24 protein-coding genes and 1 tRNA gene are annotated in these 24,297 nt (G+C 50.9%); 14 read left to right on the forward strand and 11 right to left on the reverse strand.

Going from position 1 to position 24,297, the window contains the following annotated elements; all coding sequences use genetic code 11:
* The first annotated feature begins 32 nt into the window (after positions 1-32).
* Entirely contained in the window at positions 33-2,798 is a 2,766-nt protein-coding gene (torS, locus tag GFB57_RS21330; RefSeq protein ID WP_071524444.1) for a TMAO reductase system sensor histidine kinase/response regulator TorS, read from the forward strand.
* 37 nt (positions 2,799-2,835) lie between these two features.
* Here the strand turns inward: torS and GFB57_RS21335 are convergent.
* Together GFB57_RS21335 and GFB57_RS21340 are read right to left on the reverse strand one after the other, a co-directional pair.
* A tRNA-Arg gene (locus GFB57_RS21335) sits at positions 2,836-2,912 on the reverse strand.
* Positions 2,913-2,984: 72 nt separating this feature from the next.
* On the reverse strand, positions 2,985-3,131 hold the full coding sequence (locus GFB57_RS21340) for a hypothetical protein (protein WP_008319911.1): 147 nt from the start codon (positions 3,129-3,131) through the stop codon (positions 2,985-2,987).
* Between the two features lie 34 nt (positions 3,132-3,165).
* Here GFB57_RS21340 and fimW point away from each other — a divergent pair, with 34 nt between their 5' ends.
* From fimW to fimZ, 3 genes are all read left to right on the forward strand, one after another.
* Positions 3,166-3,759: a fimbria biosynthesis transcriptional regulator FimW gene (gene fimW / locus GFB57_RS21345; RefSeq protein WP_003021906.1), complete on the forward strand. Its 594-nt coding sequence runs from the start codon at positions 3,166-3,168 to the stop codon at positions 3,757-3,759.
* Between the two features lie 385 nt (positions 3,760-4,144).
* A complete protein-coding gene (locus tag GFB57_RS21350; protein WP_003021904.1) occupies positions 4,145-4,867 on the forward strand; it encodes a hypothetical protein in 723 nt (240 codons plus the stop codon).
* Between the two features lie 587 nt (positions 4,868-5,454).
* Entirely contained in the window at positions 5,455-6,087 is a 633-nt protein-coding gene (gene fimZ / locus GFB57_RS21355) for a fimbria biosynthesis transcriptional regulator FimZ (RefSeq protein ID WP_290366903.1), read from the forward strand.
* A 49-nt stretch (positions 6,088-6,136) separates the two neighbouring features.
* Here fimZ and sfmF read toward each other — a convergent pair whose 3' ends face one another.
* The 6 genes from sfmF to fimA all read right to left on the reverse strand — a co-directional run bounded on the left by sfmF (position 6,137) and on the right by fimA (position 12,206).
* Positions 6,137-6,631 (reverse strand): fimbria assembly protein, encoded by a 495-nt coding sequence (sfmF, locus tag GFB57_RS21360; protein ID WP_086503791.1) that lies wholly within the window; start codon positions 6,629-6,631, stop codon positions 6,137-6,139.
* A 34-nt stretch (positions 6,632-6,665) separates the two neighbouring features.
* Entirely contained in the window at positions 6,666-7,628 is a 963-nt protein-coding gene (fimH, locus tag GFB57_RS21365; RefSeq protein ID WP_230472375.1) for a type 1 fimbria D-mannose specific adhesin FimH, read from the reverse strand.
* 49 nt (positions 7,629-7,677) lie between these two features.
* On the reverse strand, positions 7,678-10,299 hold the full coding sequence (locus GFB57_RS21370; protein WP_003021895.1) for a fimbrial biogenesis usher protein: 2,622 nt from the start codon (positions 10,297-10,299) through the stop codon (positions 7,678-7,680).
* Between the two features lie 7 nt (positions 10,300-10,306).
* Entirely contained in the window at positions 10,307-10,999 is a 693-nt protein-coding gene (fimC, locus tag GFB57_RS21375) for a type 1 fimbria chaperone FimC (protein ID WP_003021894.1), read from the reverse strand.
* Positions 11,000-11,040: 41 nt separating this feature from the next.
* Complete coding sequence (gene fimI, locus GFB57_RS21380) at positions 11,041-11,574, reverse strand: type 1 fimbrial protein subunit FimI (protein WP_003021892.1); 534 nt, start codon at positions 11,572-11,574, stop codon at positions 11,041-11,043.
* 77 nt (positions 11,575-11,651) lie between these two features.
* A complete protein-coding gene (gene fimA / locus GFB57_RS21385; protein WP_003021890.1) occupies positions 11,652-12,206 on the reverse strand; it encodes a type 1 fimbrial major subunit FimA in 555 nt (184 codons plus the stop codon).
* Positions 12,207-12,777: 571 nt separating this feature from the next.
* Here fimA and folD point away from each other — a divergent pair.
* From folD to GFB57_RS21400, 3 genes are all read left to right on the forward strand, one after another.
* A complete protein-coding gene (gene folD / locus GFB57_RS21390; RefSeq protein ID WP_003021887.1) occupies positions 12,778-13,644 on the forward strand; it encodes a bifunctional methylenetetrahydrofolate dehydrogenase/methenyltetrahydrofolate cyclohydrolase FolD in 867 nt (288 codons plus the stop codon).
* Position 13,645: 1 nt separating this feature from the next.
* Positions 13,646-13,858 (forward strand): ribosome-associated protein YbcJ, encoded by a 213-nt coding sequence (gene ybcJ / locus GFB57_RS21395; RefSeq protein WP_003021885.1) that lies wholly within the window; start codon positions 13,646-13,648, stop codon positions 13,856-13,858.
* 125 nt (positions 13,859-13,983) lie between these two features.
* Positions 13,984-14,508 carry a metal-dependent hydrolase gene (locus GFB57_RS21400; RefSeq protein ID WP_003021883.1) on the forward strand — a complete coding sequence of 175 codons (525 nt, stop codon included), beginning with the start codon at positions 13,984-13,986 and terminating at the stop codon, positions 14,506-14,508.
* Positions 14,509-14,599: 91 nt separating this feature from the next.
* Here GFB57_RS21400 and cysS read toward each other — a convergent pair whose 3' ends face one another.
* Entirely contained in the window at positions 14,600-15,985 is a 1,386-nt protein-coding gene (gene cysS / locus GFB57_RS21405; RefSeq protein ID WP_003831109.1) for a cysteine--tRNA ligase, read from the reverse strand.
* Between the two features lie 209 nt (positions 15,986-16,194).
* On the opposite strand from cysS, the gene GFB57_RS21410 reads away from it, so the two are divergent.
* The 7 genes from GFB57_RS21410 to mnmH all read left to right on the forward strand — a co-directional run bounded on the left by GFB57_RS21410 (position 16,195) and on the right by mnmH (position 22,589).
* Entirely contained in the window at positions 16,195-16,470 is a 276-nt protein-coding gene (locus tag GFB57_RS21410; protein ID WP_003021879.1) for a carboxypeptidase-like regulatory domain-containing protein, read from the forward strand.
* Positions 16,471-16,767: 297 nt separating this feature from the next.
* Positions 16,768-18,111, forward strand: a complete 1,344-nt coding sequence (locus tag GFB57_RS21415; protein ID WP_003021877.1) for a hypothetical protein — start codon at positions 16,768-16,770, stop codon at positions 18,109-18,111.
* A 264-nt stretch (positions 18,112-18,375) separates the two neighbouring features.
* A complete protein-coding gene (gene ppiB, locus GFB57_RS21420; protein ID WP_003021875.1) occupies positions 18,376-18,870 on the forward strand; it encodes a peptidylprolyl isomerase B in 495 nt (164 codons plus the stop codon).
* A 2-nt stretch (positions 18,871-18,872) separates the two neighbouring features.
* Positions 18,873-19,595: a UDP-2,3-diacylglucosamine diphosphatase gene (gene lpxH / locus GFB57_RS21425; RefSeq protein ID WP_003021873.1), complete on the forward strand. Its 723-nt coding sequence runs from the start codon at positions 18,873-18,875 to the stop codon at positions 19,593-19,595.
* A gap of 238 nt (positions 19,596-19,833) precedes the next feature.
* On the forward strand, positions 19,834-20,343 hold the full coding sequence (gene purE, locus GFB57_RS21430; RefSeq protein WP_003021871.1) for a 5-(carboxyamino)imidazole ribonucleotide mutase: 510 nt from the start codon (positions 19,834-19,836) through the stop codon (positions 20,341-20,343).
* Positions 20,340-21,407, forward strand: a complete 1,068-nt coding sequence (gene purK, locus GFB57_RS21435) for a 5-(carboxyamino)imidazole ribonucleotide synthase (RefSeq protein WP_003021869.1) — start codon at positions 20,340-20,342, stop codon at positions 21,405-21,407. Before purE ends, purK begins: the two co-directional genes overlap by 4 nt.
* A 96-nt stretch (positions 21,408-21,503) precedes the next feature.
* On the forward strand, positions 21,504-22,589 hold the full coding sequence (gene mnmH / locus GFB57_RS21440; protein ID WP_003021868.1) for a tRNA 2-selenouridine(34) synthase MnmH: 1,086 nt from the start codon (positions 21,504-21,506) through the stop codon (positions 22,587-22,589).
* On the opposite strand, the gene GFB57_RS21445 is transcribed toward mnmH, so the two are convergent.
* Positions 22,590-23,249, reverse strand: coding sequence for a methionine ABC transporter permease (locus GFB57_RS21445; protein WP_003021866.1), 660 nt, complete (start codon positions 23,247-23,249; stop codon positions 22,590-22,592).
* Complete coding sequence (gene sfbB / locus GFB57_RS21450; protein WP_003021864.1) at positions 23,242-24,258, reverse strand: virulence-associated ABC transporter ATP-binding protein SfbB; 1,017 nt, start codon at positions 24,256-24,258, stop codon at positions 23,242-23,244. The genes GFB57_RS21445 and sfbB overlap by 8 nt, the downstream gene beginning before the upstream one ends.
* Between the last annotated feature and the right edge of the window lie 39 nt (positions 24,259-24,297).

Genomic DNA, 24,297 nt, shown 5'->3' on the forward strand with positions numbered 1-24,297 from the left:
ACTCAACCTTTTTAATCTGTGGCGACCAGACAGTGAATTTATCTCTGACCAAACGACTGTGGATAGGCTTTGCGCTGATGGCGGCACTGACTCTTATCAGTACGCTGACAGGCTGGTATAACCTGCGTTTTGTCAGCCAGGTTGAGCAGGCCAATACCCAGGCGCTAATTCCAACCATGGATATGGCGCGCCAGCTCAGCGAGGCCAGTGCCTGGGAACTGTTTTCCGCACAAAATCTGACCACCGCAGACAATGAAAATATGTGGCTGGCTCAGGGGAGAATGCTAACCGCCCAGAGTCTGAAAATAACCACATTACTCAAAACTCTTCGTGAACAGGGCTTTGATACCTCGGCCATTGAACAACAGGAAAAAGAGATCGCCCAGTCGTTAAGCCATCAGGGGGAGATGGTTGGCGAACGCCTGAAATTACGCGCTCAACAGCAACAACTTAGCCAGAAAATTATTGAGGCCACCGCTGACGTTGCCGAAATGGCGCGCGGCCAGGCCAGCAATGCAGCTACTTCGGCTGGCGCCACGCAGGCAAGCATTTATGATTTAATTGAGAGTCATCAGGGGCAAGCGGCTGAACACGCGTTGGACAGGCTCATCGATATCGATCTGGAATATTATAACCAGATGAATGAGCTGCGCCTGAGCGCGCTACGCGTGCAGCAAATGGTGATGAATCTGGGGAATAACCAGGCGCAGAATAACCTGGCTGCGCTGGAAAGCCAGTTGAATGCCGCCGTCAGAGTGCTTCACCGCCGACAAATACGTATTGAAGATCCAGTGGTGCGCACTCAGGTGGCCGACACCATCAATACGATTAGCCGTTATATTGAGCTGCTGTCCCTGTATCGCCAGGATAATGACATCACGACCCAATTGCAGATCTTATCGCAGAATAATATCGAACAATTTACCCGTTTCAGTAGCGAAGTCAGTCAGTTGGTGGAAATCATCGGCCAACGCAATCAAAGCGGACTGGCGCATCTCAAACAGGCCAGCCAGCGCGGGCAAAACTTGCTGCTGCTGTTAGGTGGCGTGTCATTATGTTTGCTGATTCTTATACTTTGGCGTGTGGTTTATCGTTCAGTCACACGCCCACTGGCACAGCAAACCCAGGCGTTGCAGCGTCTACTTGAGGGGGATATTGACTCCCCCTTTCCGGAAACCGCAGGCGTTCGCGAGCTGGATACCATCGGGCGGTTGATGGATGCCTTTCGCAGTAGCGTTCACGCCCTCAATAACCATCGCAAACATCTGGCCGCACAGGTTAAAGCTCGCACCGCCGAGCTACATTCTATGGTATCTGAACACCGGCAGGCCCGTGCAGAAGCTGAAAAAGCTAACCAGGCGAAATCGGCGTTTCTTGCCGCTATGAGTCATGAAATACGCACTCCGTTGTATGGTATCCTCGGCACTGCGCAGTTGCTCTCAGACAATCCCGCCCTGGCACAGCATCGGGAAAATCTACGCGCAATCACCGACTCGGGCGAGTCTCTGCTGACCATCCTCAACGATATCCTCGACTATTCCGCCATCGAAGCCGGTGGAAAAAATGTGGCGATAGGCGATGAGCCTTTTGAACCCAAACCCTTGCTGGAAAGTACGCTTCAACTCATGAACAGCCGCGTTGCCGGTCGCCCGGTCAAATTGGTTGCGGATTTTGCCGACGACGTACCCGATTCCCTGCGTGGCGATCCGCGCCGTATCCGGCAAATTATTACTAACTTATTAAACAACGCACTACGCTTTACCGATCGGGGACACATTATCCTGCGTAGTCGGCGTGAAGATCAGGACTGGTATGTTGAGGTTGAGGATACGGGATGCGGAATTGACCCTGCCCGTCAGCACGATATTTTTCAGCCGTTCGTTCAGGTAAGCGGTAAACGTGGAGGAACCGGGCTCGGACTCACCATCAGCGCCAGTCTCGCCAAGGCAATGCAGGGAGAGCTAAGCGTTACCAGCACACCCGGCGTCGGGAGTTGTTTCCAGCTACGTTTGCCATTGCGGGCAACCACGATGCCCGTCATTAAACCCGCACAACGCTCCATATCGTTACAGGGCTTACGCTTATTGCTTATCGAGGATAATCCTCTTACGCAGCGCATCAGCACAGAAATGCTCACTCTCAATGGCGCACAGGTCACCGCTGTCGACTGTGCCGAGGAGGCGTTAAGCCTGTTGCGGGAAGATGCCAGCTTTAATGCTGCTCTGGTTGATTTCGATCTTCCGGATATCGACGGGATCACGCTGGCACAGCAGTTAGCCCACGACTATCCGGCACTTAACCTGATCGGCTTTAGCGCACACGTCATCGACGAAACGCTAAACCAAAGAACCAGTACCCTGTTTCTCGGCATTATTCAAAAACCGGTTCCCCGGGATGAACTCAGTCGACTTATTACGCATTATCTGCACGCCAACGAGTCTCTCCCGCTTGCATCAGACAATGACAACAAACGGTTAGATTTTCAGCAATTGGCTGGGGATATCCAGGTCATGGGATGGCAAAAGGTGCACGAATGGTTAGCGCTCTTTAAGCAACACACCCTTCCTTTATTAGATGAAATTGACACGGCGCGAGATTTAAATGAGCGCGAGCAGATAAAACGTCTGGCACATCAGCTCAAAAGCAGCTGCGCCAGCATGGGAATGCACTCAGCCAGTACGATGTGTGCAGCACTTGAACAGCAGCCGTTGGGTGATTTTTCACTCAGAGAGGAGATCCAACAAAGTCTTTATGAGGTAGAACATTGGCTGGAAGCAGAAAAACCGTCCCGCGCGTAACGGTGCGTTGAAGCTGAGCATAGGGACTAACTTTGAATGGTACGCCCTGTAGGATTCGAACCTACGACCTACGGCTTAGAAGGCCGTTGCTCTATCCAACTGAGCTAAGGGCGCATTGCGAAGTGATTACTTCATGCAGATGAAACGCGTGAATTATACGGTCAGCGCCTGCTGAGTCAATGCCTTTTATTTCAGTTGCTGGCGAAGTGTACGAATGTTGATTTTTTCTGCTTGTTCAAGGGTATCCAGGAAATCACCTGGTAACAACTCAGCCCACGAAACGCCAGATTTAAGGATACATGTATTTAGAATATTTATGATTTTGCTTAACATTCCCTTACCCCTCCAGTGGTTCAGGAACTCTTTAATGTTAAGTATCGCCATCAAGGAAGAAAACAGTCACTTCGAACATGGACTGAAAATCATCATCTCCCATCTGGCAAATCAGTGGCATCAGGAGATCTGCTTTTTACCTGTCGAGAATATCGATCGCGCTGACATCGCGTTTATCTCCCTGGATGAAGATTGGCTCAGCGCCGATTGCTATCAGATTCCGATCCATACCCGCCGCCAACACCGGGTTGTCATCTGCAACAGAAACGATAAAGATAAGCTGATGTTCCGGCCCTGCCTGTACATGTTGCCGCTGATCTATCGGGAAGATGACGTTGAGGAAATGACTAAAAAATTAGTCCCCATCCTGCAAAAACGTGCGCTGCGCAACAACGTGCCTGCAACTATCTGCCATTACTGCACTACCCGCAACTTTTCTGTCGACGAACGCAAGTTCTTAATGTTTCTCGCCAGCGGATATACCTTAGCCGAAACGGCTCACCTACTCTCAATAAGCGATCTTCAGGCCAAAGCGACCCGCCGCGGCATAATGAAAAAGCTGCATGTGAAAAACGATCAGCAATTCTTAAGATACATCCGCGCCCATCTGAATTTTCTACAAAATTAGACGGGGTATCTCTGCCTAATTTTTATTGAGAAATATCTCATCCTCGATTAAGTATCGACTCCTACTGTACCTATCCGCAGACTGCCAGAATAATCCAGCCATACTATTTCCGGGGTAACAGAAAGACACACCCGGTAATATTTTATCTAATATCAGAGAGAGGTTGAACTGGATAAAACGATCTTTTGGGCATTGAGTAAGACATCAGAAAACTTCCGGCAGATTATTCTGATGGGATACGCAATTGCCAGTCTGATGATTGTTGAAGTACTGAAACCCAACGGCACAAGGACATTGACCTTTACGCTGGCAAAAATTTGGGTCAGGGATGTTTATAGTCAGCAATTTATCCAGACCTGCCGCAACAGAAATGGAATGGAAAAGGATGCACAGCGCAAAACGCCGGGACCGCTATCGCCGCATACGAAACACTAACTGTACCTGGCAATATCCCCACTGTACCTCACAAGTATTTGACCGGCTCGAGTATCTGGCGCAAAAACTCGAATACACATTACCGGACGACACTATATCTCAGGCGATAATTACAACAGACTACTACCTGGCCTACGCGTTAAGTCGACATTTATTCTCAGGCACACGTACGGCGGTCTTCCAGAGCGTTGAGTCGGCCTTACCCAGCATGCAAGAACCAGTAATTAGCCAGTTAGTGATTGACATAGAAAGCTTAACACTCCCCTATTTCGATATACTTGAACGTTTGCGCCAGCTAATTAAGCAGCGTAATGACATCCAGATCTTCATAATGCTTTCAAGTCGTGATGAAGACCTGACTACCTTTATTTCACTATCCGGTCCATTTTATATCCTATCACGCAATTTACGCCTTCCGGAGGTGCGTCACGCCTTATTATCGCCGGTTCCTGACTATATTCATTCCAGACGCATAAATCAGCTCGATTGGGAGATGATTGCCTTACTTTTACAAGGTAACTCCTTAAAAAAGATTGCATTGTTACAAACACAACCCTACCACCGTATCATCTATCGACTGAACCAATTGATTACGCGCCTGGGGTTACCCAGCAGACAACGCTTTTTGCATCTGATACACCGCCTCAACGTTACCTCTCTTCATTTAATTTAACACCATAACCCTATGTGCGATAAGATTTTTTAGGAAATTACTTATTCTTGAATAAGAAAAAAGATCTAATTTTTACAAATATTTAATATTTACAACTATTCCTGGTATTATGCCTGGTGCCACTGTCACACTTAACCTTACTGATTCTGTGCATTTCAATATAAAAAAGCCTAATTGCAGTCTTAACAAAACCTAAACAATTGGTTTATTGTATCGTTTTTACTATTTAAAAAAAATTTTCAATCTGCCATAATTCGAACTGTAGATAAATACTACCAATAGTCATTAACACATCTGGATCTTTCAGAATATCCTAACTGACATTAACAACCGGGATGTTGTAAGTCTTTTCCGAAAGAACAGAGCAGGTATAATCCCCACAGTTCCCTGATTAATTGTTAGTTTTCCCGGTGTGAAATGGATTTTCCACAAATTCATTGTTCTGCAGAAGAACAACCGAATAAACAAGGATGAAATAATATTTATTCGGTTTTCCCGCAGAACAATTCTTGGCTATTTGACAATATTATAACGCCTGATGTTTTATCAAATTCGCAAGATACGCAAACAGTTTGAGGCATACAACAATGAAACCAGCATCCGTTATCATTATGGACGAACACCCTATTGTCAGAATGTCGATAGAAGTACTACTCGAGAAAAACAGTAATATTCAGGTAGTATTGAAAACCGACGACAGCCGTACGGCAATAGAACACCTGCGCACATACCCGGTCGATCTTGTCATCCTGGATATTGAACTACCTGGTTCGGATGGATTTACATTACTCAAGAGAATAAAGTCTCTGCAGGAGAAAACTCGGGTGCTGTTTCTCTCTTCTAAATCGGAGTCTTTTTATGCCGGGCGTGCTATCCGGGCCGGTGCAAATGGTTTTGTCAGTAAACGAAAGGATCTCAATGATATCTACAATGCGGTAAAAATGATTTTATCGGGATATTCTTTTTTCCCGTCGGATACCCTTAATTTCATTAACAATATAAACGCACATAAAGGTGTGCTGAATGACATGCCGCTCTCTAACCGCGAGGTTACGGTTTTGCGTTATCTGGCAAACGGTCTGTCCAATAAGGAAATTGCTGAACAGTTGTTACTCAGCAATAAAACGATTAGCGCTCACAAGGCGAATATCTACTCCAAGCTCGGGTTGCACACCATCGTTGAGCTGATCGATTATGCAAAAATGCATGAGTTAATGTAATAACACTCCCGGCGAGATGTCGTTCGGGAGCGTTTTGTCAGCTTATTGATTAGTTATAGTTAATCATAAACGTGGCATCAGCCCTGGCGACGCCAGGCTGAACTCCATCGGCTAACGCGATATAGTTGGCGAAAAAGGTCAGCGTGGCATTGCCGTTCTCATCAATCCCCACGGCCTGGCTCGCCTGTTCGAGCGGTAATCGCGTACGATCGCTGTCGTGCAGTTCAATCGCCACCTTTTGCGCCATGACCGCATCATCAAGCGCCAACAGCGTCGTGCCCGGAGCCGGAGTACCGGAAAACGTTATCGACGCGGATCCCGGCGGGCAACCTTCAAGTTTCAACGTAAACGCGACCGGTTGAGTGGTATCTCCGCTGGTCTGAAGCTGCTTTGTCGGCCAGGTCCCCAACTCCACCGACTTATTGCTGTCACTGGCAATCACCGCACAGGTAAAGTCCACCACGTTGCCACGCAGCTCAATATTGATTTCCCCCAGCGACGAGGCGGCATGGCCCAACGAACTGAATGTTAGCAGGGACACCATCGCCAGAAGCGCCCCTGCGAATGGCGTTTGCTTGTTAGTCATAATCCACTCGCAGATAGCCACGAGCCGTAAAAGGCCCTTCGGTAGGTTTATTCCCCGTCACGCTGACCGGCCATGCCCGAATACCGACCCTGGCTGCGGCGTTATCATCCAATTGAAATGGGATATTGCTGGACAAATTGTTAGGCGTCAGCGGGTTACCACTGCTATCAGCGACGATAAAACCTAAATCCGGGTTGTCAGAAACCATCATTTGTCCGGTGGCTTTCTCAGCCTCTACACGCATGGTCAAGTAGGCCTGTGCGGCGACGTTGGTGCATTTTATCGCCACGGTTTTGGTCTGCGGATTAATGCCTTCGGGCCGGTTTCCTGCCCCCGCCTTGCTAAACAACGATGCGCCAATATCGCCAAAATCAAACTCAACAATCTGCCCGGCGTTCACTTCACAGTTTTGTGGAACCTCCACCTTACCGCTGTAGCTGATGGTGTACACCGGCGTGCTTAGCGCATCTCCGGTACTTGTCGTGACATAGACGCTGAACATCGTCTGACGCGGAATCGGAACCATGTTAATAAACGAGCGGATCACTTTGAGTTTAAACACCAGGTTTGAATCCTGTACGCCAAAAGGCTTCTGCTTCGAAACGTTCGAGTCAACGCCCATACGGATATAATTTCTTGGAGGATAAAACAACCCGGCGTAGCTGTCGGTGATGCTCATGGCACCCAGCAGGTAGTCATTGAGCTTCAGATACTGAAAACCACCCTCGGTACTTTGAACAGGAAGTTCAGTGACATAGCTTCGATAGGTGTAATTCACCGACGTTCCGGCCGGACAGGTGGCATTCACGCCAATCCAGCCCGATTTTTCCGGTAACGTTACCACCTGTCCCGGCTGGTTGTTGCTGCTGTTAAAGACATTCGACAAATCGTAAAAAACATCCGTTGGCGTGCCATTCGAGTTATGGCAGACCGTCGCCCATGACGAATGGGCCATCAGCAGTAAAGCGCTTCCCAGTAACAAACCCGTTTGTCTTTTCATCGTATTATTCCTGTCGTGCCGTTGGAGATTCGCACGTCACGTTCGTGAGCGTCACAGCCTGTTTCAGACTCTCCTCAGGCAAGGCATAGCGCGCCACGCAGCGAGCGTTTGCGCCTTCCCCCCATTGGATCAGCAACTCGCCTTTTAGCGGCAGACCACTGAGATAAATTTGCCCGTCTTCGCCCACCATACTGGTCACGCCACTGGTGTTTTCCCGCACAATAGAGCCAAACGGCACGGGTTTACCGGCATGTTTGGCGGTAATCAGCGCCCGCACACCGATTCGTGTATCAAACGCAGCTCGCACCAGCGCCCCTTGCGTTGGTACTACGCTGCTGACGTTATTTTCCACATCGGTATTGTTGTTCATGGAATTGGTGTCTAACGCGACGCGGTTATAGCGATAGACGGTGGCATACGGCATCACCGCGTATCCGCGCCAGTCGGTTTGAACGCCGGTCTGGTTTTCTATCCGCACACCCTGTGCGCCAGGCGCTTTAATCAGCACGTTGGTATCACCCAGAGGCTGACTGAGCGTAATGCCATCCGCATGCCCCACCACGCCGCCAGAGAGTTGCCAGTTGTAGTCATGCTGATCGCGATCGTAGTTGTATCCCACGCCCAGCGTGCCATAGGCCGCCTGCCAGTTGGCACTGGCGTTTCCGCTGTAGCCATTGGTGCTGCTGTGCCCCTGATTCACGCTGTAGCTCAGGTTGCGTCCATCCAGCAACGTACCGCCGATCCCGCTCTGCCAGCTGTTTTGTCCATTGCTATTACGGTTAGCATTAAAGGTGGCGTAGGTGCGATCGAAGGCGCTATCTCGCGAGTAGCGCCGTCCGCTCAGCAGGCTGAACGGTATTGACATATTGAACGCGACAATACGGTCGGTGTCGGAGATGCCAACCGATTCATTCCACGACCAGGAGAGTGAATAGCTAATACCTTGCCAGCCGCTGGCATAGCCCAGTTGATACCAGGTATTGGTGTCTGAGGTATTCCAGTACGTTTGCTGACTACCCGAGACATACAGCGATCCGTAATCCCCCAGATTCTGCGAAATGTTTATCTGGAAACGGCCCTTTTTGCTGTAGCTCAGGTTGTGGTAACTCTTCACATCGGGCACATCGTGGCGATTGCCCTCGCTGTCGTATTCGTACTCATAGCCTTCCATACTGCGATACGCCACATCGTCGAGGGTATAGAAACCACGCGTAGAGTAGCGATATCCCAACAACTGAAAGTTGGTGCCAAAATTGTTCAGCGATTTCGCATATAGAAAACGCAATGACTGCCCCTGATGCGTACTGTCATCCGCCAGTTGGCTGCGGGCATGGGTCAGATCGACAGAAACCGCCCCCCAGTCCCCCAGGTTTCGGCCGGTGCCTAAAACCACCGCCGTGTAGCGGGAGGCCAACTGCGTACCGCCGTAAGCGGTGTAGCCTTCTGGTAACCCAGCAATTAATGTTCCCTGGAAAAAGAATGGAGAAGATTGTTGGCTATTGCCGCTGCGAAAATCCCCTGCGACCACGTCATATTTGAAACGCCCTTCTCGTTGTAACAAGGGAACCGTGGAGTACGGCACCGTATAGCGCTGTTGGCTGCCGTCCTTTTCGTCCACCGTCACCTCAAGGTCACCGCTGGATGACGTCGGGTTGAGATCGGTTATCGAGAAAGCGCCCGGTGAAACATAGCTTTGATAAATCACATAGCCATTCTGACGAATGGTTAGCTTTGCCGCTGTTCGCGCAATACCGCGAACGGTAGGCGCGTAACCCTGTAAGCTATCGGGATACATACTGTCTGAGGAATAGAGCCGCGCCCCGCGGAATCCGACGCTGTCAAAAACGTCGTTGCCGGTGTTGCTGTCACCCATCACCAGCTCGCCCTTCAGCGGGATAATCGCGCGCTGAAGCCATGTGCCGATGTTTTTCCAGCTTTGTGAGTGATATCCGTCACCTTTGGAATAGCTCCATGCGCCGTTATTTCTCAAGCGCCAGGGGCCATAGTTCAGGCCACTGAGCATACTTAAGAAATAGCTGTCCGTATCACTCCCGCGACTGCCGGTGAAACTGTAGTTAACCAGCGCAGCCGGGATGCCTTCATCCCACTCTTCCGGTGGAATATAGCCACGCGCGCTGTTTAACATCGACGCCTGCGGCAGGCTGACGTTTAGTCGCAGGGTAGAAAAATCAAACGCAATCTCGCTGCCTGGAATCGCCTCAGGTAGATTGATGCAGGTATCGTTCGCATCCTTATTGAGTGCCGGAAACGCGGCGATATTGACACCAAGGCGCTTCACCCAGTCGAGCCCAAAGCACGGCATCAGCCCACCGGACTTCTCCCCGGCTTTTCCCGCGCTGGTCGTAAAGCGAATATCCTGAGTAGCCACAAACTCATCGTTGCGCCAGATATCCACGCGATAAACACCTTCAGGCTGGTGATTACCTTTTTCAAAACGTGATAAATCCGCCACGGTTGCCGTATCCGCAGATAAAAAGGCTGGATTAAAATAGCTTTCACCATGGCTTAAAGAGGGAAAGAGCGCCGCCAGCGTGGACAACGCCACCCCCGCCAGCGGTGGCGTAACCCCCGGAAACAGGCCAGGAAAATACGTTGTCTTATTCATCGTTATCTCAACGCACGCTAACCGTTTGGGCCGCGGTCACAGCGCCATAATCATTGACCGTCTGGAACGTAACGTTACCCTGCACGCCTGTTGGCAACAGAACCTGCGCATCGCTTTTCGGTGCAACCATCACGTTATCGACCTTCGTTTTCCCCACGTTGAGATTGACCAACGTGACGTAATACGCTGACGGATTGTTAATTTTCAGGTGGTTGCCGGAACGGGAAAACGTCAGCATCCCCGGGGCATCTTCCGGGATTTGCGGCAAATTATTCGGACGGACAAAAAGCTTGATGCGGGACAGAATCGCCAGCTGCAGAACATTTTTGCCCTCAAGGCTGTTTTTATTGACTGACGGAATGGCTTTTACGTTCATCCAGAACAGCGACTCACGGTCTTTGGGCAACGGAACACCTGCATAGATGATACGCAGCGTGTTTTCGCTTTTAGGTTCGCTGACAAACAACGGAGGCGTAACCACAAACGATTTTTCTTTAACGCCTGCGCTATTCTCAATCCATGAATTGACCAGGTAACGTTCTTTGGTATCACTATTGCTAATAGACAGTGACGTTTGTTTGGCATCGGCTGGATAAATAACGCGGGTAGCACCTAATGCAATGCCTCCGGCAGCCTGAACACTGGCAACAGGAAATAAGAGCAGTAAAAGGATAAAACCTGATTTTAGATAATTAAACATAGCTACAAATACCTTTGGTGTGATTATCGTTGGGAAATAAATCAGGGATAAACCAACGTAAACCACACGTCTGAACGAAGCGTTCCCGGCGTTATATTTTCCGAGACAGCCCGATAACGAGCAGTGAAATGAAACGTCATCTCTTGCGTTATAATCGGCGCATAATGAATCGGCAGCGCATTCGGAATAATTTGCCGTTGGCGCTGGTCAAATAACGCCAGGCCGATCCCCGAAGCCGCAGACGCATCTCCACTGGCAAGGAAAACCTGCGGATCTTCCGCTGGCGTCACGCCTGCAAACGCAATCCCAACGTGGTCATAAACATCGGAGCTGCATGACGTTAAGCGCAGTGAAAACGGCACGCTGGTAGAGGCAAAGCTCCCCGTCCCGGAGAAAGCATTGGTGCGATACTGCCCCATTTGCACCCGCAAATTTTGGCTGTCAGTAGCGACCGTGCAGGCACCATTGACGAGCTGCCCCCGTAAGTGAAGGCGGCCACTTTCCAGTATTACCGTATGTGCAAACACAGGCAGTACGCACAGCATTCCCGCCAGCGCCACGCCTTTCCCTATCATCTGCCGCATCCTTCATCATCCCCGGAAATTGCCTCATCCAGTGAAGCGAACGTCATCCTTGCGCAAATCAAAACGGCTTATTCGTACTTCATGATGAACGTCGCGTCGGCATTTGCCTGACCCGGCGTAGCGCTGGTGGCAGTGGCTTTGTAACGCGCAGAGAAACGCAGGGTGTTGGTTCCTTCTACCAGCGCCTGAGCGGTAGAGAAGGTGGCTCCATCCGGCTTCAGCGCGGTGGACGTGTTGTCCAGAATTTCGATACCTACACCGCCAGCAGTAGTGGTGTTATTCCCTGAAGAAACAGCCAACAGAGCCGAGTTGGTGGCATCTGCCTGACCAGAGAAAGCAACGGCTGCGGTTGCAGCAACTTTCGGATCACAATCGTTCAGCACGATGGAGAACGGAATTTGTGCCGTTGTATCACCTACTGCGGCAAAACTGGCAGTACGATACTGGCCTAAGGTGACAACCTGATCGGATGACTGAGTACTGACTGCACAGGCTGCATTGACCAGTTCACCTTCAAAATGCACAGTACCGCCGCTCACACTTACCGGATCGGCTGCAACCGCAGCACCTGCGACTAACATCAGGCTGGCAATAACAGAAGAGGTCATTAATATACGTTTCATGGATTTCCCTTGAATTACACACATCCGGCTCCAGCATCCTGCGGGATCCGTTTTCATTATCGACATTAAATGTCAGGCTAATTATCTCTGCATCCTGTAAAGATATATATCGCAAGAGAATTAGCTAACCTTTTACCCCGACTCTCCTGAGTATTTGATTTACTAATTATCCTTCGCGAATATGACTATTCGTCACAGCGATAAATTAAACATTTCAATTAATGAAAAATACCTGTAAATCCTTTTAATAGCCCTGGCTAATTCTTAATGGGATCTAAGAAAAGTCTTGGTTAATATTACCTAAATGCCGCCGTAATAGTACGTAACAGTCTGGTTTATGAAGCATTACCCATAAAGAACCCAGGGTGATGAGATGTTTCATTCACGTTAATTTTAATTAGCATGCTTATTATTTATTCGTAAGGCTTCAGCCTTTGTGCTGACACCATTTGCAGCCCGTGACGGCACTGGCGCACATAAAAACGCAAACGAAAACTGACAGCACGTCCCGCTTCTGACAAAATAGTGGCATCCCCTTCGATTTAACGTAACAGACGGAATCCTCTCTCTGATGGCAGCAAAGATTATTGACGGTAAAACGATTGCGCAGCAGGTGCGCTCTGAGGTTGCTCAAAAAGTTCAGGCGCGTTTAGCGGCTGGATTACGCGCCCCAGGCCTGGCTGTTGTGCTGGTAGGCAGCAATCCGGCTTCGCAAATTTACGTCGCGAGTAAACGCAAAGCCTGCGACGAAGTGGGGTTCGTCTCCCGCTCCTATGACCTGCCCGAAACCACCAGCGAGGCGGAGCTTCTTGAGCTGATCGATACGCTCAATGCAGATACCACCATCGACGGTATTCTGGTACAACTGCCGTTACCTGCCGGTATCGACAACGTTAAAGTGCTGGAGCGTATTGCACCAGATAAAGACGTTGACGGTTTTCATCCGTATAACGTCGGTCGCCTGTGTCAGCGTGCGCCGCGCCTGCGTCCTTGTACCCCGCGCGGTATTGTGACTCTGCTTGAGCGTTACAACATCGACACCTACGGCCTTAATGCGGTCGTCATTGGCGCTTCAAACATCGTCGGTCGCCCAATGAGCATGGAACTGCTGCTGGCTGGCTGCACCACCACCGTCACCCATCGCTTCACCAAAGATCTGCGTCGCCACGTTGAGCATGCTGACCTGCTAATTGTTGCCGTCGGTAAACCGGGCTTTATTCCTGGCGAGTGGATTAAAGAAGGTGCGATTGTGATTGATGTCGGCATCAACCGTCTGGAGAATGGTAAGGTTGTTGGCGATGTGGTCTTTGAAGATGCTGCCGCACGCGCGTCATATATCACGCCAGTGCCGGGCGGCGTTGGCCCCATGACCGTAGCCACACTTATCGAAAACACGCTGCAGGCGTGTGTTGAATATCATGATGTAAAGGACGTTTAAGATGGCCACATTTTCACTGGGTAAACACCCGCATGTTGAACTCTGCGATCTGCTGAAGCTGGAAGGCTGGAGCGAAAGCGGCGCCCAGGCAAAAATTGCTATTGGCGAAGGGTTGGTGAAGGTCGATGGCGTTGTTGAAACGCGTAAACGATGCAAAATCGTTGCCGGACAGACCGTGAGCTTTGAAGGTCACAGCATTAGCGTCGTGGCGTGACCCTAAGTGCCGGATGAGGTAAACACCGTATCCGGCCACTTCTCCCTCTCGTTTTCAGATAATGACTTCATCCCCGCTTCACAGTGAACTGTTAGCATGTTGTTTTTCCACACGAAGTGATCATCATGCCCACTATTGTTACCCACGCAGCCGTTCCGCTCTGTTTAGGGTTAGGTCTCGGACTTAAAGTCATCCCCCCACGATTACTGTTTGCTGGCGTCGTTCTGGCTATGCTGCCAGATGCCGATGTGTTGTCATTTAAGTTCGGTGTCGCCTATGGCAATGTGTTTGGCCACCGGGGATTTACCCACTCACTGCTGTTCGCTTTCGTGGTACCGCTGCTCTGCGTGTTGATTGGCCGACGATGGTTTAAGGCGGGATTGATTCGCTGCTGGCTATTCCTGACGGTTTCACTGCTGTCACACAGTCTGCTGGATTCCGTTACGACAGGCGGCAAAGGCGTCGGCTGGCTGTGGCCGTGGTCGGATGAACGCTTCTTTGCACCGTGGCAGGTAATTAAAGTCGCCCCGTTTGCGCTATCACGCTACGCCACACCGTATGGGCATCAGGTAATAACTTCGGAGTTGATGTGGGTATGGCTGCCGGGCGTTATGATGATGGGTGTGCTGTGGTGGTACAAACGTCATTAATAGTGCCTGATGGCGCTACGCTTATCAGGCCTACCGATCATTCCATCGTAGGCCGGATAAGACGTAAGCCGCCATCCGGCAATATAGAGCGTTACTTACGACGCCAGGTGGTGCCCTGCGGGCCGTCTTCCAGCACGATGCCCATCTCATTGAGACGGTCACGCGCGGCATCAGCTGCCGCCCAGTCTTTCGCTTTACGCGCATCTAAGCGCTGTTGGATTAACGCTTCAATTTCAGCAACTTCACCGTCATCCGCCTGCGCCCCGCTTTGCAGGAACGCTTCCGGATCCTGTTCCAGCAGTCCCAGCACGCTGGAGAGCTTGCGCAGATGCGCAGCCATACCGTTAGCCGCCGCCATATCTTCACCCTTCAGGCGGTTAACTTCACGCGCCATATCAAACAGCACGGAGTAAGCTTCCGGCGTGTTGAAGTCATCGTCCATCGCTTCAATGAAACGTGCTTCAAAGGCCTCGCCACCCGCAGGGGCAACGGATTTGTCGGTACCGCGCAGTGCAGTGTACAGACGCTCCAGCGCAGAACGCGCCTGTTTCAGGTTCTCTTCGCTGTAGTTGAGCTGGCTACGATAGTGACCCGACATTAGGAAGTAGCGGATGGTTTCGGCGTCGTAGTATTTCAGCACATCGCGCACGGTAAAGAAGTTGCCCAGCGATTTAGACATTTTCTCGCGGTCAACCATCACCATCCCGGAGTGCATCCAGTAATTAACGTACTCACCGTCATGCGCACAGGTGGACTGCGCGATTTCGTTTTCATGGTGCGGGAACATCAGGTCCGAACCGCCGCCGTGAATATCGAAATGGTTACCCAGTTGTTTGCAGTTCATCGCCGAACATTCAATGTGCCAGCCCGGACGACCAGCGCCCCATGGAGACGGCCAGCTCGGCTCGCCTTCTTTGGACATTTTCCACAGCACGAAGTCCATCGGGTTACGCTTCACATCAACCACGTCAACGCGAGCACCCGCCTGCAGCTGATCCAGATCCTGGCGTGACAGCTGACCGTAGTTCGGGTCAGTCGGCACGTCGAACATCACGTCGCCGTTATCAGCAACGTAAGCGTGACCTTTGGCAATCAGCTGCTCAGTGATTTCGATAATTTCAGCGATATGGTGCGTAGCGCGCGGCTCCAGATCCGGGCGCAGAATATTCAGCGCATCGAAATCGCTATGCATTTCCGCGATCATTCTGTCGACCAATGCGACAAAGCTTTCACCGTTTTCATTCGCGCGCTTGATGATTTTGTCATCAATATCGGTAATGTTGCGTACATACTTCAGCTTATAGCCGAGGAAGCGCAGGTAGCGCGCGACGACGTCGAAAGAAACAAAGGTACGTCCGTGGCCAATATGACAGAGATCGTAAACGGTAATACCACACACGTACATGCCGACTTCCCCGGCATGAATAGGTTTGAATTCCTCTTTTTGGCGCGTCAGTGTATTAAAGATTTTTAACATCGAAGATTCCGTGTAGACGTGTGTGGATAACAAAACCCTATAATACCTATAAATTGGCCTCGAAGCAGCACACTTTGTAAGGCGTGTTAACGCTAAACATTGTTCGAATTGTTACTGTCCCAGAGAATCCCAACTATCGATTATTTACCTATCGCGTATACTGCTACTGCACAACAGGAATATGTCAGAAAGCAAAAGGATTCGCGCCTATGTCAGTTACCCCCTCCCGCATTGCACGCTATGTTATCTTTACGCTTCCCTTTCTGCTCAGCGGTTGCATTTATCACGATTATCCCAGCCCGCAAATTGAGGGCACGCTAACTAGCACGGGAGAACCGTTAATCGGGACAACGGTTTCGTTAACTCAATTCGATCGCCAAATCGCCACGATGAAAACCGACAGCAACGGGCATTTTTTACTCGTACCACAGGGGGATTGGCATGTGTTTATTCCCATTGGACCACAGGATCGCTTAAGTCAATAGACGCTAACCACAATCGACCATCAGGGACAAGAACTTAACATTTACACCGGTGGACGCTTTGGCGGGGTTTTCTCGGGCTATTCGGGGAAAGACCGGCTGACACTGATCTGCGAGCTATCACCAGCAGGAGGGAAGAACCAAAATCAGGAAAGCCATCAAGTTTGCAAATCAATTCCCGTTCACACCCCATGATGGCGACTTTGAATTCTCATTGGAGTCAGTTGTTAGCACGGTTACTCACCCCAAAGCAGCGAGTAATTTAAAAAACTTTAAATAATCAATACGGATGGCTACGCGATGGAAAATGAAATATTACCAATAGATTATCTAAATTTAACGTTAGGCTCGTACCACCCCTCTACTTTGACAATAAAAATCAATAAAACTTTTAGCGATATGACGACAGCAGGAACGGGCATAGAGTCTTTCAACCCACGCGATTGCGCGACGCTGTTCCATGAATTTTGTCATAAGCTGCAGAATACATCTTCAATTGCTGGATTTCAGTTTTTTGATTTAATCACATCTATTTGGCAAAATGGTCGAAGTTTTATCTATGACTCCAGCGATGAGGTTAGCAATAACTCAAATCTCAGTGCAGCCAGCATACTCAACACCTATCCTTTAAATAAAAACCCAACCTCACAAAAACGTAAACTGCTGACCATCACTAAGATCAATAACATGGAAGCAATTACAGAACAAAAATACACTCGCGAACCTGTTGTCATATCATACATACACAATGGTTCTGCATGTGAGTTAAGGTTTGGCATTGGGGAGTTTTATGAAAGTTGCGCCGATGCGCTAGAAAAGTATTTTTGTGCAAAAATAAATCACCATGATATTTTTTCTGATGCGGATTCAGTCCCCTACAAGACAGGTGAAAGCATTGCGAAATTTTTCAATCCACAATGCAGTGACTATCGACTTTTAATACTCCTGCTCACGTCCATGCAGCATGGTTCTCCACACCAAGCGTTTATACTGCTGGCCTCTATATTCCATAATCCAGATACTTCAGATGAGAGAATAAGGGAAATATGTGAAATACAAGCTCGTGATTTTATCAACATTAATAGAGGGTGGATTGCAGGTACCAGAGATATGATTGATAGAGGTTTTCCTCGTGAAGATCCTTTCTTGGGTGACGTGTTTAAATCATTAAGTGCATCAATCGATAAAAATATTACAATCCGAAGTGAAAATCCTTTTCTTGAACTCGACTTTCTGGACCGTATTACTGAAGAAAACTATAAAGAACAGCTCACTTGCTTTATCGCCGATTTCGACGGTTGCGTCATTTACGTTGATGACCAGAGCATGGAACCTTCTGGTAACTACCAAAAAATAGTCATTGGTGACAACTCAATTTTTAATCAAAGCAAAGAGTTTATGACATTCCAGTGTTCAATATTCCTGGGACTAAAAAACTATAATGACTGTATGGTAATTAAGCAGCAAATAGATTATTCCTGTCCTGTGTTTTCTTACTGCGAAGACATGAAAAAAACCGAACATCGACATATTTGCTTAACTGCACCGCACTGTCATCCCAAAGCCGATATTCGTGGTGGTAACTGCCCGTTCCAGTTAGCAACGTATAAATACGACCTAAATAATCTTGATGGCACGTGTTAAAGGAACTTGCTTTAACCCCGTAGGAATTTTCCCGCTGGGCTTATGCCCCCTCATACTATGCTGGAAAAACGTGCGCTCAGGCGTCTAAACCAGAGCAAATAAGAGTATTGTCTGAACCACGGTTTCGCAGTGAAGGTGTCACTTCTGCTTTGCATTAACACGCACTTTGCAGGGTGATCGAATCTTGCGGTTATGCTATAACACACCCCTAACTCTGACCCTTGACGGGGTCGAAGCACCAATCTATCGGAACAGGATGCAAAAATGGTTACTTTCCACACTAATCACGGCGATATCGTAATCAAAACGTTTGATGATAAAGCGCCTGAAACAGTTAAAAACTTCCTGGACTACTGCCGCGAAGGTTTTTACAACAACACCATTTTCCACCGTGTTATTAACGGTTTCATGATCCAGGGCGGCGGTTTCGAGCCAGGCATGAAGCAAAAAGCCACGAAAGAAGCGATCAAAAACGAAGCGAACAACGGTCTGAAAAACACCCGTGGTACGCTGGCAATGGCGCGTACTCAGGCTCCGCACTCCGCAACCGCACAGTTCTTCATCAACGTTGCTGACAACGACTTCCTGAACTTCTCCGGTGAAAGCATGCAGGGTTGGGGTTACTGCGTGTTCGCTGAAGTTGTTGAAGGCATGGACGTGGTTGATAAAATCAAAGGCGTTTCCACCGGTCGCAGCGGTATGCACCAGGATGTGCCAAAAGAAGACGTTATCATCGAAAACGTGACCGTCAGCGAGTAATCGTGGCGACACTGTTTATTGCAGATCTTCATCTCTGCACAGAAGAACCGGCGATCACCGCCGGTTTTCTGCGTTTTTTAGCCGGCGATGCGCGCAAGGCCGATGCGCTATACATTCTCGGCGACCTGTTTGAAGCCTGGATTGGCGATGACGACCCGAATCCGCTGCATCATGAAATGGCCGCAGCGATAAAAACGCTGGCAGATTCCGGCGTCCCCTGCTTTTTTATTCACGGCAACCGTGATTTTCTGCTCGGCAAACGTTTTGCCCGTGCGAGCGGCATGACCTTGCTTCCCGAAGAAAAAGTGCTCGATCTGTATGGCCGCAAGGTGCTGATCATGCATGGCGACACCTTATGCACCGACGACGCAGGCTATCAGGCGTTTCGCGCCAAAGTGCATCAACCCTGGCTACAGAAGCTGTTTCTCGCCCTGCCCCTGTTAGTTCGCCAGCGCATTGCCGCAAAAATGCGCGCCAACAGTAAAGCCGCCAACAGCAGTAAATCGCTGGAAATCATGGATGTGAATCCGCAGGCCGTGATTAACGAGATGGAAAAACATCAGGTCCAGTGGTTAATTCACGGACATACACACCGTCCGGCTGTCCACGAACTCACGGCCAATGAGCAACCCGCTTTCCGCGTGGTATTAGGCGCATGGCATACCGAAGGCTCAATGGTGAAAGTCACGCCCAGCGACGTTGAGCTAATCGCGTTTCCGTTTTAATTCTGCAGATATCCAGTTCCTCTTTACACAAAACTATTCGAGTTGCATCGAGGCGGCAAATCTGTGAGTCCCCGGGAGCTTACAAAAGTAAGTGACTGGGGTGAGCAGATGCAGCCAACAAAGAGGCAGCTTGAAGAGTGAAGTGTAAAGCGCGCAATCGTTTTCCTTGAAGGTTAATTATGCTATTCTCTGTGGCCTCAAAAGTCGAGTGTAGTGCACCACAGGAGTTTTCAGACGCATGTCTTCCCGCAATAATCCGGCGCGTGTCGCCATCGTGATGGGGTCCAAAAGCGACTGGGCTACCATGCAGTTCGCCGCCGAAATCTTCGAAATCCTGGACGTTCCGCATCATGTTGAAGTCGTCTCCGCCCACCGCACCCCAGACAAATTGTTCAGCTTCGCCGAAAGCGCTGAAGAGAACGGTTTTCAGGTGATTATTGCCGGAGCCGGTGGCGCAGCGCATTTGCCAGGCATGATTGCGGCGAAAACGCTGGTGCCAGTTCTCGGCGTTCCGGTGCAAAGCGCAGCGTTGAGCGGCGTAGATAGCCTCTACTCCATCGTTCAAATGCCGCGCGGTATTCCGGTCGGCACGCTGGCGATCGGCAAAGCGGGTGCGGCCAATGCGGCCCTACTGGCAGCGCAAATTCTGGCTACACACGACAACGCATTACACCAGCGTCTGGACGACTGGCGCAAAGCACAAACCGATGAGGTACTGGAGAATCCGGACCCGCGAGGTGCGGCATGAAGCAGGTCTGCGTACTCGGTAACGGTCAGCTAGGACGCATGCTGCGCCAGGCCGGCGAGCCGCTGGGCATTGCGGTCTGGCCCGTCGGGCTGGACGCTGAACCGGCTGCTGTCCCTTTTCAGCAAAGCGTGATCACCGCAGAGATTGAGCGCTGGCCGGAAACGGCGCTCACTCGCGAACTGGCGCGCCACCCGGCGTTTGTTAACCGCGACGTCTTCCCGATTATTGCCGACCGTCTGACGCAAAAGCAGCTTTTTGACAAGCTCGGTCTGGCGACCGCGCCGTGGCAACTGCTGGCAGATAAAAGCGAATGGTCTGCGGTATTCGACAAACTCGGCGAGCTGGCGATCGTCAAGCGTCGCGTCGGCGGCTATGACGGTCGTGGACAGTGGCGTTTGCGCGCAAATGAAACCGCACAACTGCCGGATGATTGCTATGGCGAGTGCATCGTCGAGCGGGGAATCAACTTCTCTGGCGAAGTCTCACTGGTTGGCGCTCGGGCGCATGACGGCAGCACCGTTTTCTATCCCCTGACCCATAACCTGCATCAGGACGGTATTCTGCGCACCAGCGTGGTGTTCCCGCAGGCTAACGCCAGACAGCAGGCACAGGCTGAAGCGATGCTCTCCGCCATCATGCAGGAGCTGGGCTATGTCGGCGTGATGGCGATGGAGTGTTTCATCACCCCGGAAGGTCTGCTGATCAACGAACTGGCTCCGCGCGTGCACAACAGCGGGCACTGGACGCAAAACGGCGCCAGCATTAGCCAGTTTGAGCTGCACCTGCGTGCCATTACCAACCTGCCGTTACCGACGCCGGTGGTGAACCATCCTTCGGTGATGGTAAACCTGATTGGTAGCGACCTGAACTACGACTGGCTGAAGCTGCCGCTGGTACACCTGCACTGGTATGACAAAGAAGTGCGTGAAGGGCGTAAGGTGGGTCACCTGAACCTGAGCGACAGCGATACCGCGCGCCTTAGCGCGACACTGGAAGCGCTTATCCCCCTGCTGCCGCCGGAATATGCCAGCGGTATTATCTGGGCGCAGTCAAAGCTGAAATAAGCCATTAATGCCGGGGAATGGATTTTATCCTTCCCCGGCCCCTCCCCTGGCGCGTAAAATCCCCTCCATTGCTGTTTTGTATTTTCAGGATCAAACATGAACGATGGAACGGACTATCGCGCAATTCTGCTCGCTGGTACGCCTTTAATCGATGTACGCGCCCCCGTCGAATTTCAGCAGGGCGCCATGCCGGGCGCAATAAACCTTCCCTTAATGAACGATGACGAACGTGCTGCCGTGGGTACCTGTTACAAACGTCAGGGGCCTGAGGCCGCCCTCGCGCTCGGCCATCAACTGGTCTGTGGCGAGACTCGCCAGCAACGCATGAAGGCCTGGCTGAATGCCTGTCGTCAAAATCCTGCGGGCTACTTATGCTGCGCGCGCGGCGGCCAGCGTTCGCACATTGTGCAGCAATGGCTGCACGAGTCCGGTACTGACTACCCGCTAATACAAGGCGGTTATAAAGCATTGCGTCAGGCGGCGATTCAACTGACTGAAGAGCTGGTACAAAAACCGATCGTCTTAATAGGCGGCTGTACCGGGAACGGTAAAACGCAGCTAGTGCAACAGCAGCCAAACGGTGTGGATCTCGAAGGTCTGGCGCACCATCGCGGTTCCTCGTTTGGTCGCACCGTTGAGCCGCAGCTGAGCCAGGCAAGCTTTGAAAACCTGCTGGCGGTCGAAATGCTGAAAACCGACAGCCGTCAGGATCTGCGTCTGTGGGTACTTGAAGACGAAGGCCGCATGATCGGCGCTAATCATCTGCCCGAATGTTTGCGCGAACGCATGAGCCAGGCTGCTATTGCGGTGGTGGACGATCCTTTTGAGCTACGGCTGGAGCGACTGCGCGAAGAGTATTTTGTGCGCATGCACCACGATTTCACTCACGCTTATGGCGAGAGTCAGGGCTGGCAGGAGTACAGCGAGTATCTGCACCACGGTCTGTTTGCTATCCGCCGTCGTCTGGGTTTGCAACGTTTTGCCGAGCTGACCACCCTGCTCGACGTGGCTCTGCACGAACAGCAGGCAACGGGCAGCACCGACGCGCATATGGGCTGGCTGGTGCCGTTGCTCAACGAGTATTACGACCCGATGTATCGCTATCAGTTGGAAAAGAAAGCCGCGAAAATCGTCTTTCGCGGCTCATGGCAGGAGGTGGCTGACTGGCTTAGCGTACAGTAATCAATGTCTGTCGCGCTTGTCTGCGCGTTTCGCCAACCAGTCGCCCAGCACCTGAACGACCTGCACCAGAATAATCAGCGCCACCACGGTGACGATCATGACCTGGGTTTCGTAGCGGTAATAACCAAAGCGAATCGCCAGGTCGCCGACTCCACCGCCGCCAACGATACCGGCCATTGCGGAGTAACCGATCAGACTCACCAGCGTTATCGTCAGCCCACGCAGCAGACCCGCGCTCGCCTCCGGTAACAGAACGGTGCAGATGATGCGCATCGGGCTGGCGCCAAACGCTTCCGCCGCCTCGATAATGCCTTTATCGACTTCACGTAGCGCGCTATCAACCAGACGGGCATAGAAAGCAATTGCTGCTACCGAAAGTGGGACCGATGCCGCGATGGGTCCAATGGTATTGCCGAGCAAAAACTGGGTTAGCGGCAACAACAGAACCAGCAGGATCACAAACGGCACCGAGCGGATAATATTCACCAGCACGGAGCTGAGCAGATACACAAAACGGTTCTGCCAGAATAAATGCCGGTCGGTAACGAAAATAAGAAAACCGAGCGGCAGACCGCCAATAATCGCCAACAGCGTAGAGATGCTCAGCATCTGGAAGGTTTCATTAAACGCCAGCGTCAAATCAGGCAATAAATCATCCACGAATCACCTCCACCTGTGCAGTACGTTGACGAATATGTTCCACGGCGACATCCACCGCAGAAGGGTTATGCGGCGCGGTCAGTTGCACCACCAGAATCCCCAGCGCACGTTCGCCGATATATTCAATTTTGCCGTGCAGAATGTTCACCGCCACGCCAAATTTAACCGCCACTTCTGACAACACCGGCTGTTCTGCCGAATCGCCGATAAAAAGAATTTTCAGCAACTGGCCGGGCAGATGCTGGCGCAGACGCTCGGGTAGCGTCAGATTGAGGGTATGCGACACCAGTTGCTGAGTGAAAGCGTGCTGCGGGTGAGCAAAAACATCAAACACCTCACCAGACTCCACCACCTTGCCACCGGACATCACCGCCACGCGATCGCAAATCGATTTGATTACGTTCATCTCATGGGTGATCAGCACGATCGTGATCCCCAACTGTTGGTTGATCTGCTTAAGCAACGCCAGAATCGTGGCCGAGGTTTCGAGATCTAACGCGGAAGTGGGTTCATCACACAGCAGCACATCCGGGTGATTGGCAATTGCGCGGGCAATACCCACACGCTGCTTTTGCCCACCGCTGAGCTGAACCGGAAAACGGTTCGCCTTGTCTGACAGCCCCACCAGCGACAGGATTTCGCTCACGCGCGGGCCAATTTTACTGCGTTCCCATCCGGCAGCCTTCAGGCTAAAGGCGACGTTTTGCGCCACGGTACGGGTATGCATCAGATTAAAATGTTGAAAAATCATCCCGATACGCTGACGGGCTTTACGTAGATGCACGCCTTCCAGTGCGGAAATTTCTACGCCGTTCACCTTCACGCTTCCCTGGCTCGGACGCGTTAAGGCGTTCAGGGTGCGCAGCAGCGTACTTTTCCCCGCGCCACTGGTCCCGACAATGCCAAATATCTCACCTGCGCCAATGCGCAAGCTAACGTCATCAACCGCCCGGGTTGATGCTCCACGGCCTGCGCTAAAATCCACGCAAACTTTCTCAATCTCAATCATAGCTACCTCAGAAATGCGAAAAGGGCAGTCGTCGCTGCC

Origin of the sequence: Citrobacter sp. S39 (genome assembly GCF_009495675.1) — a bacterium.
In the GTDB taxonomy this organism is placed as follows: Bacteria; Pseudomonadota; Gammaproteobacteria; order Enterobacterales; family Enterobacteriaceae; genus Citrobacter; species Citrobacter freundii.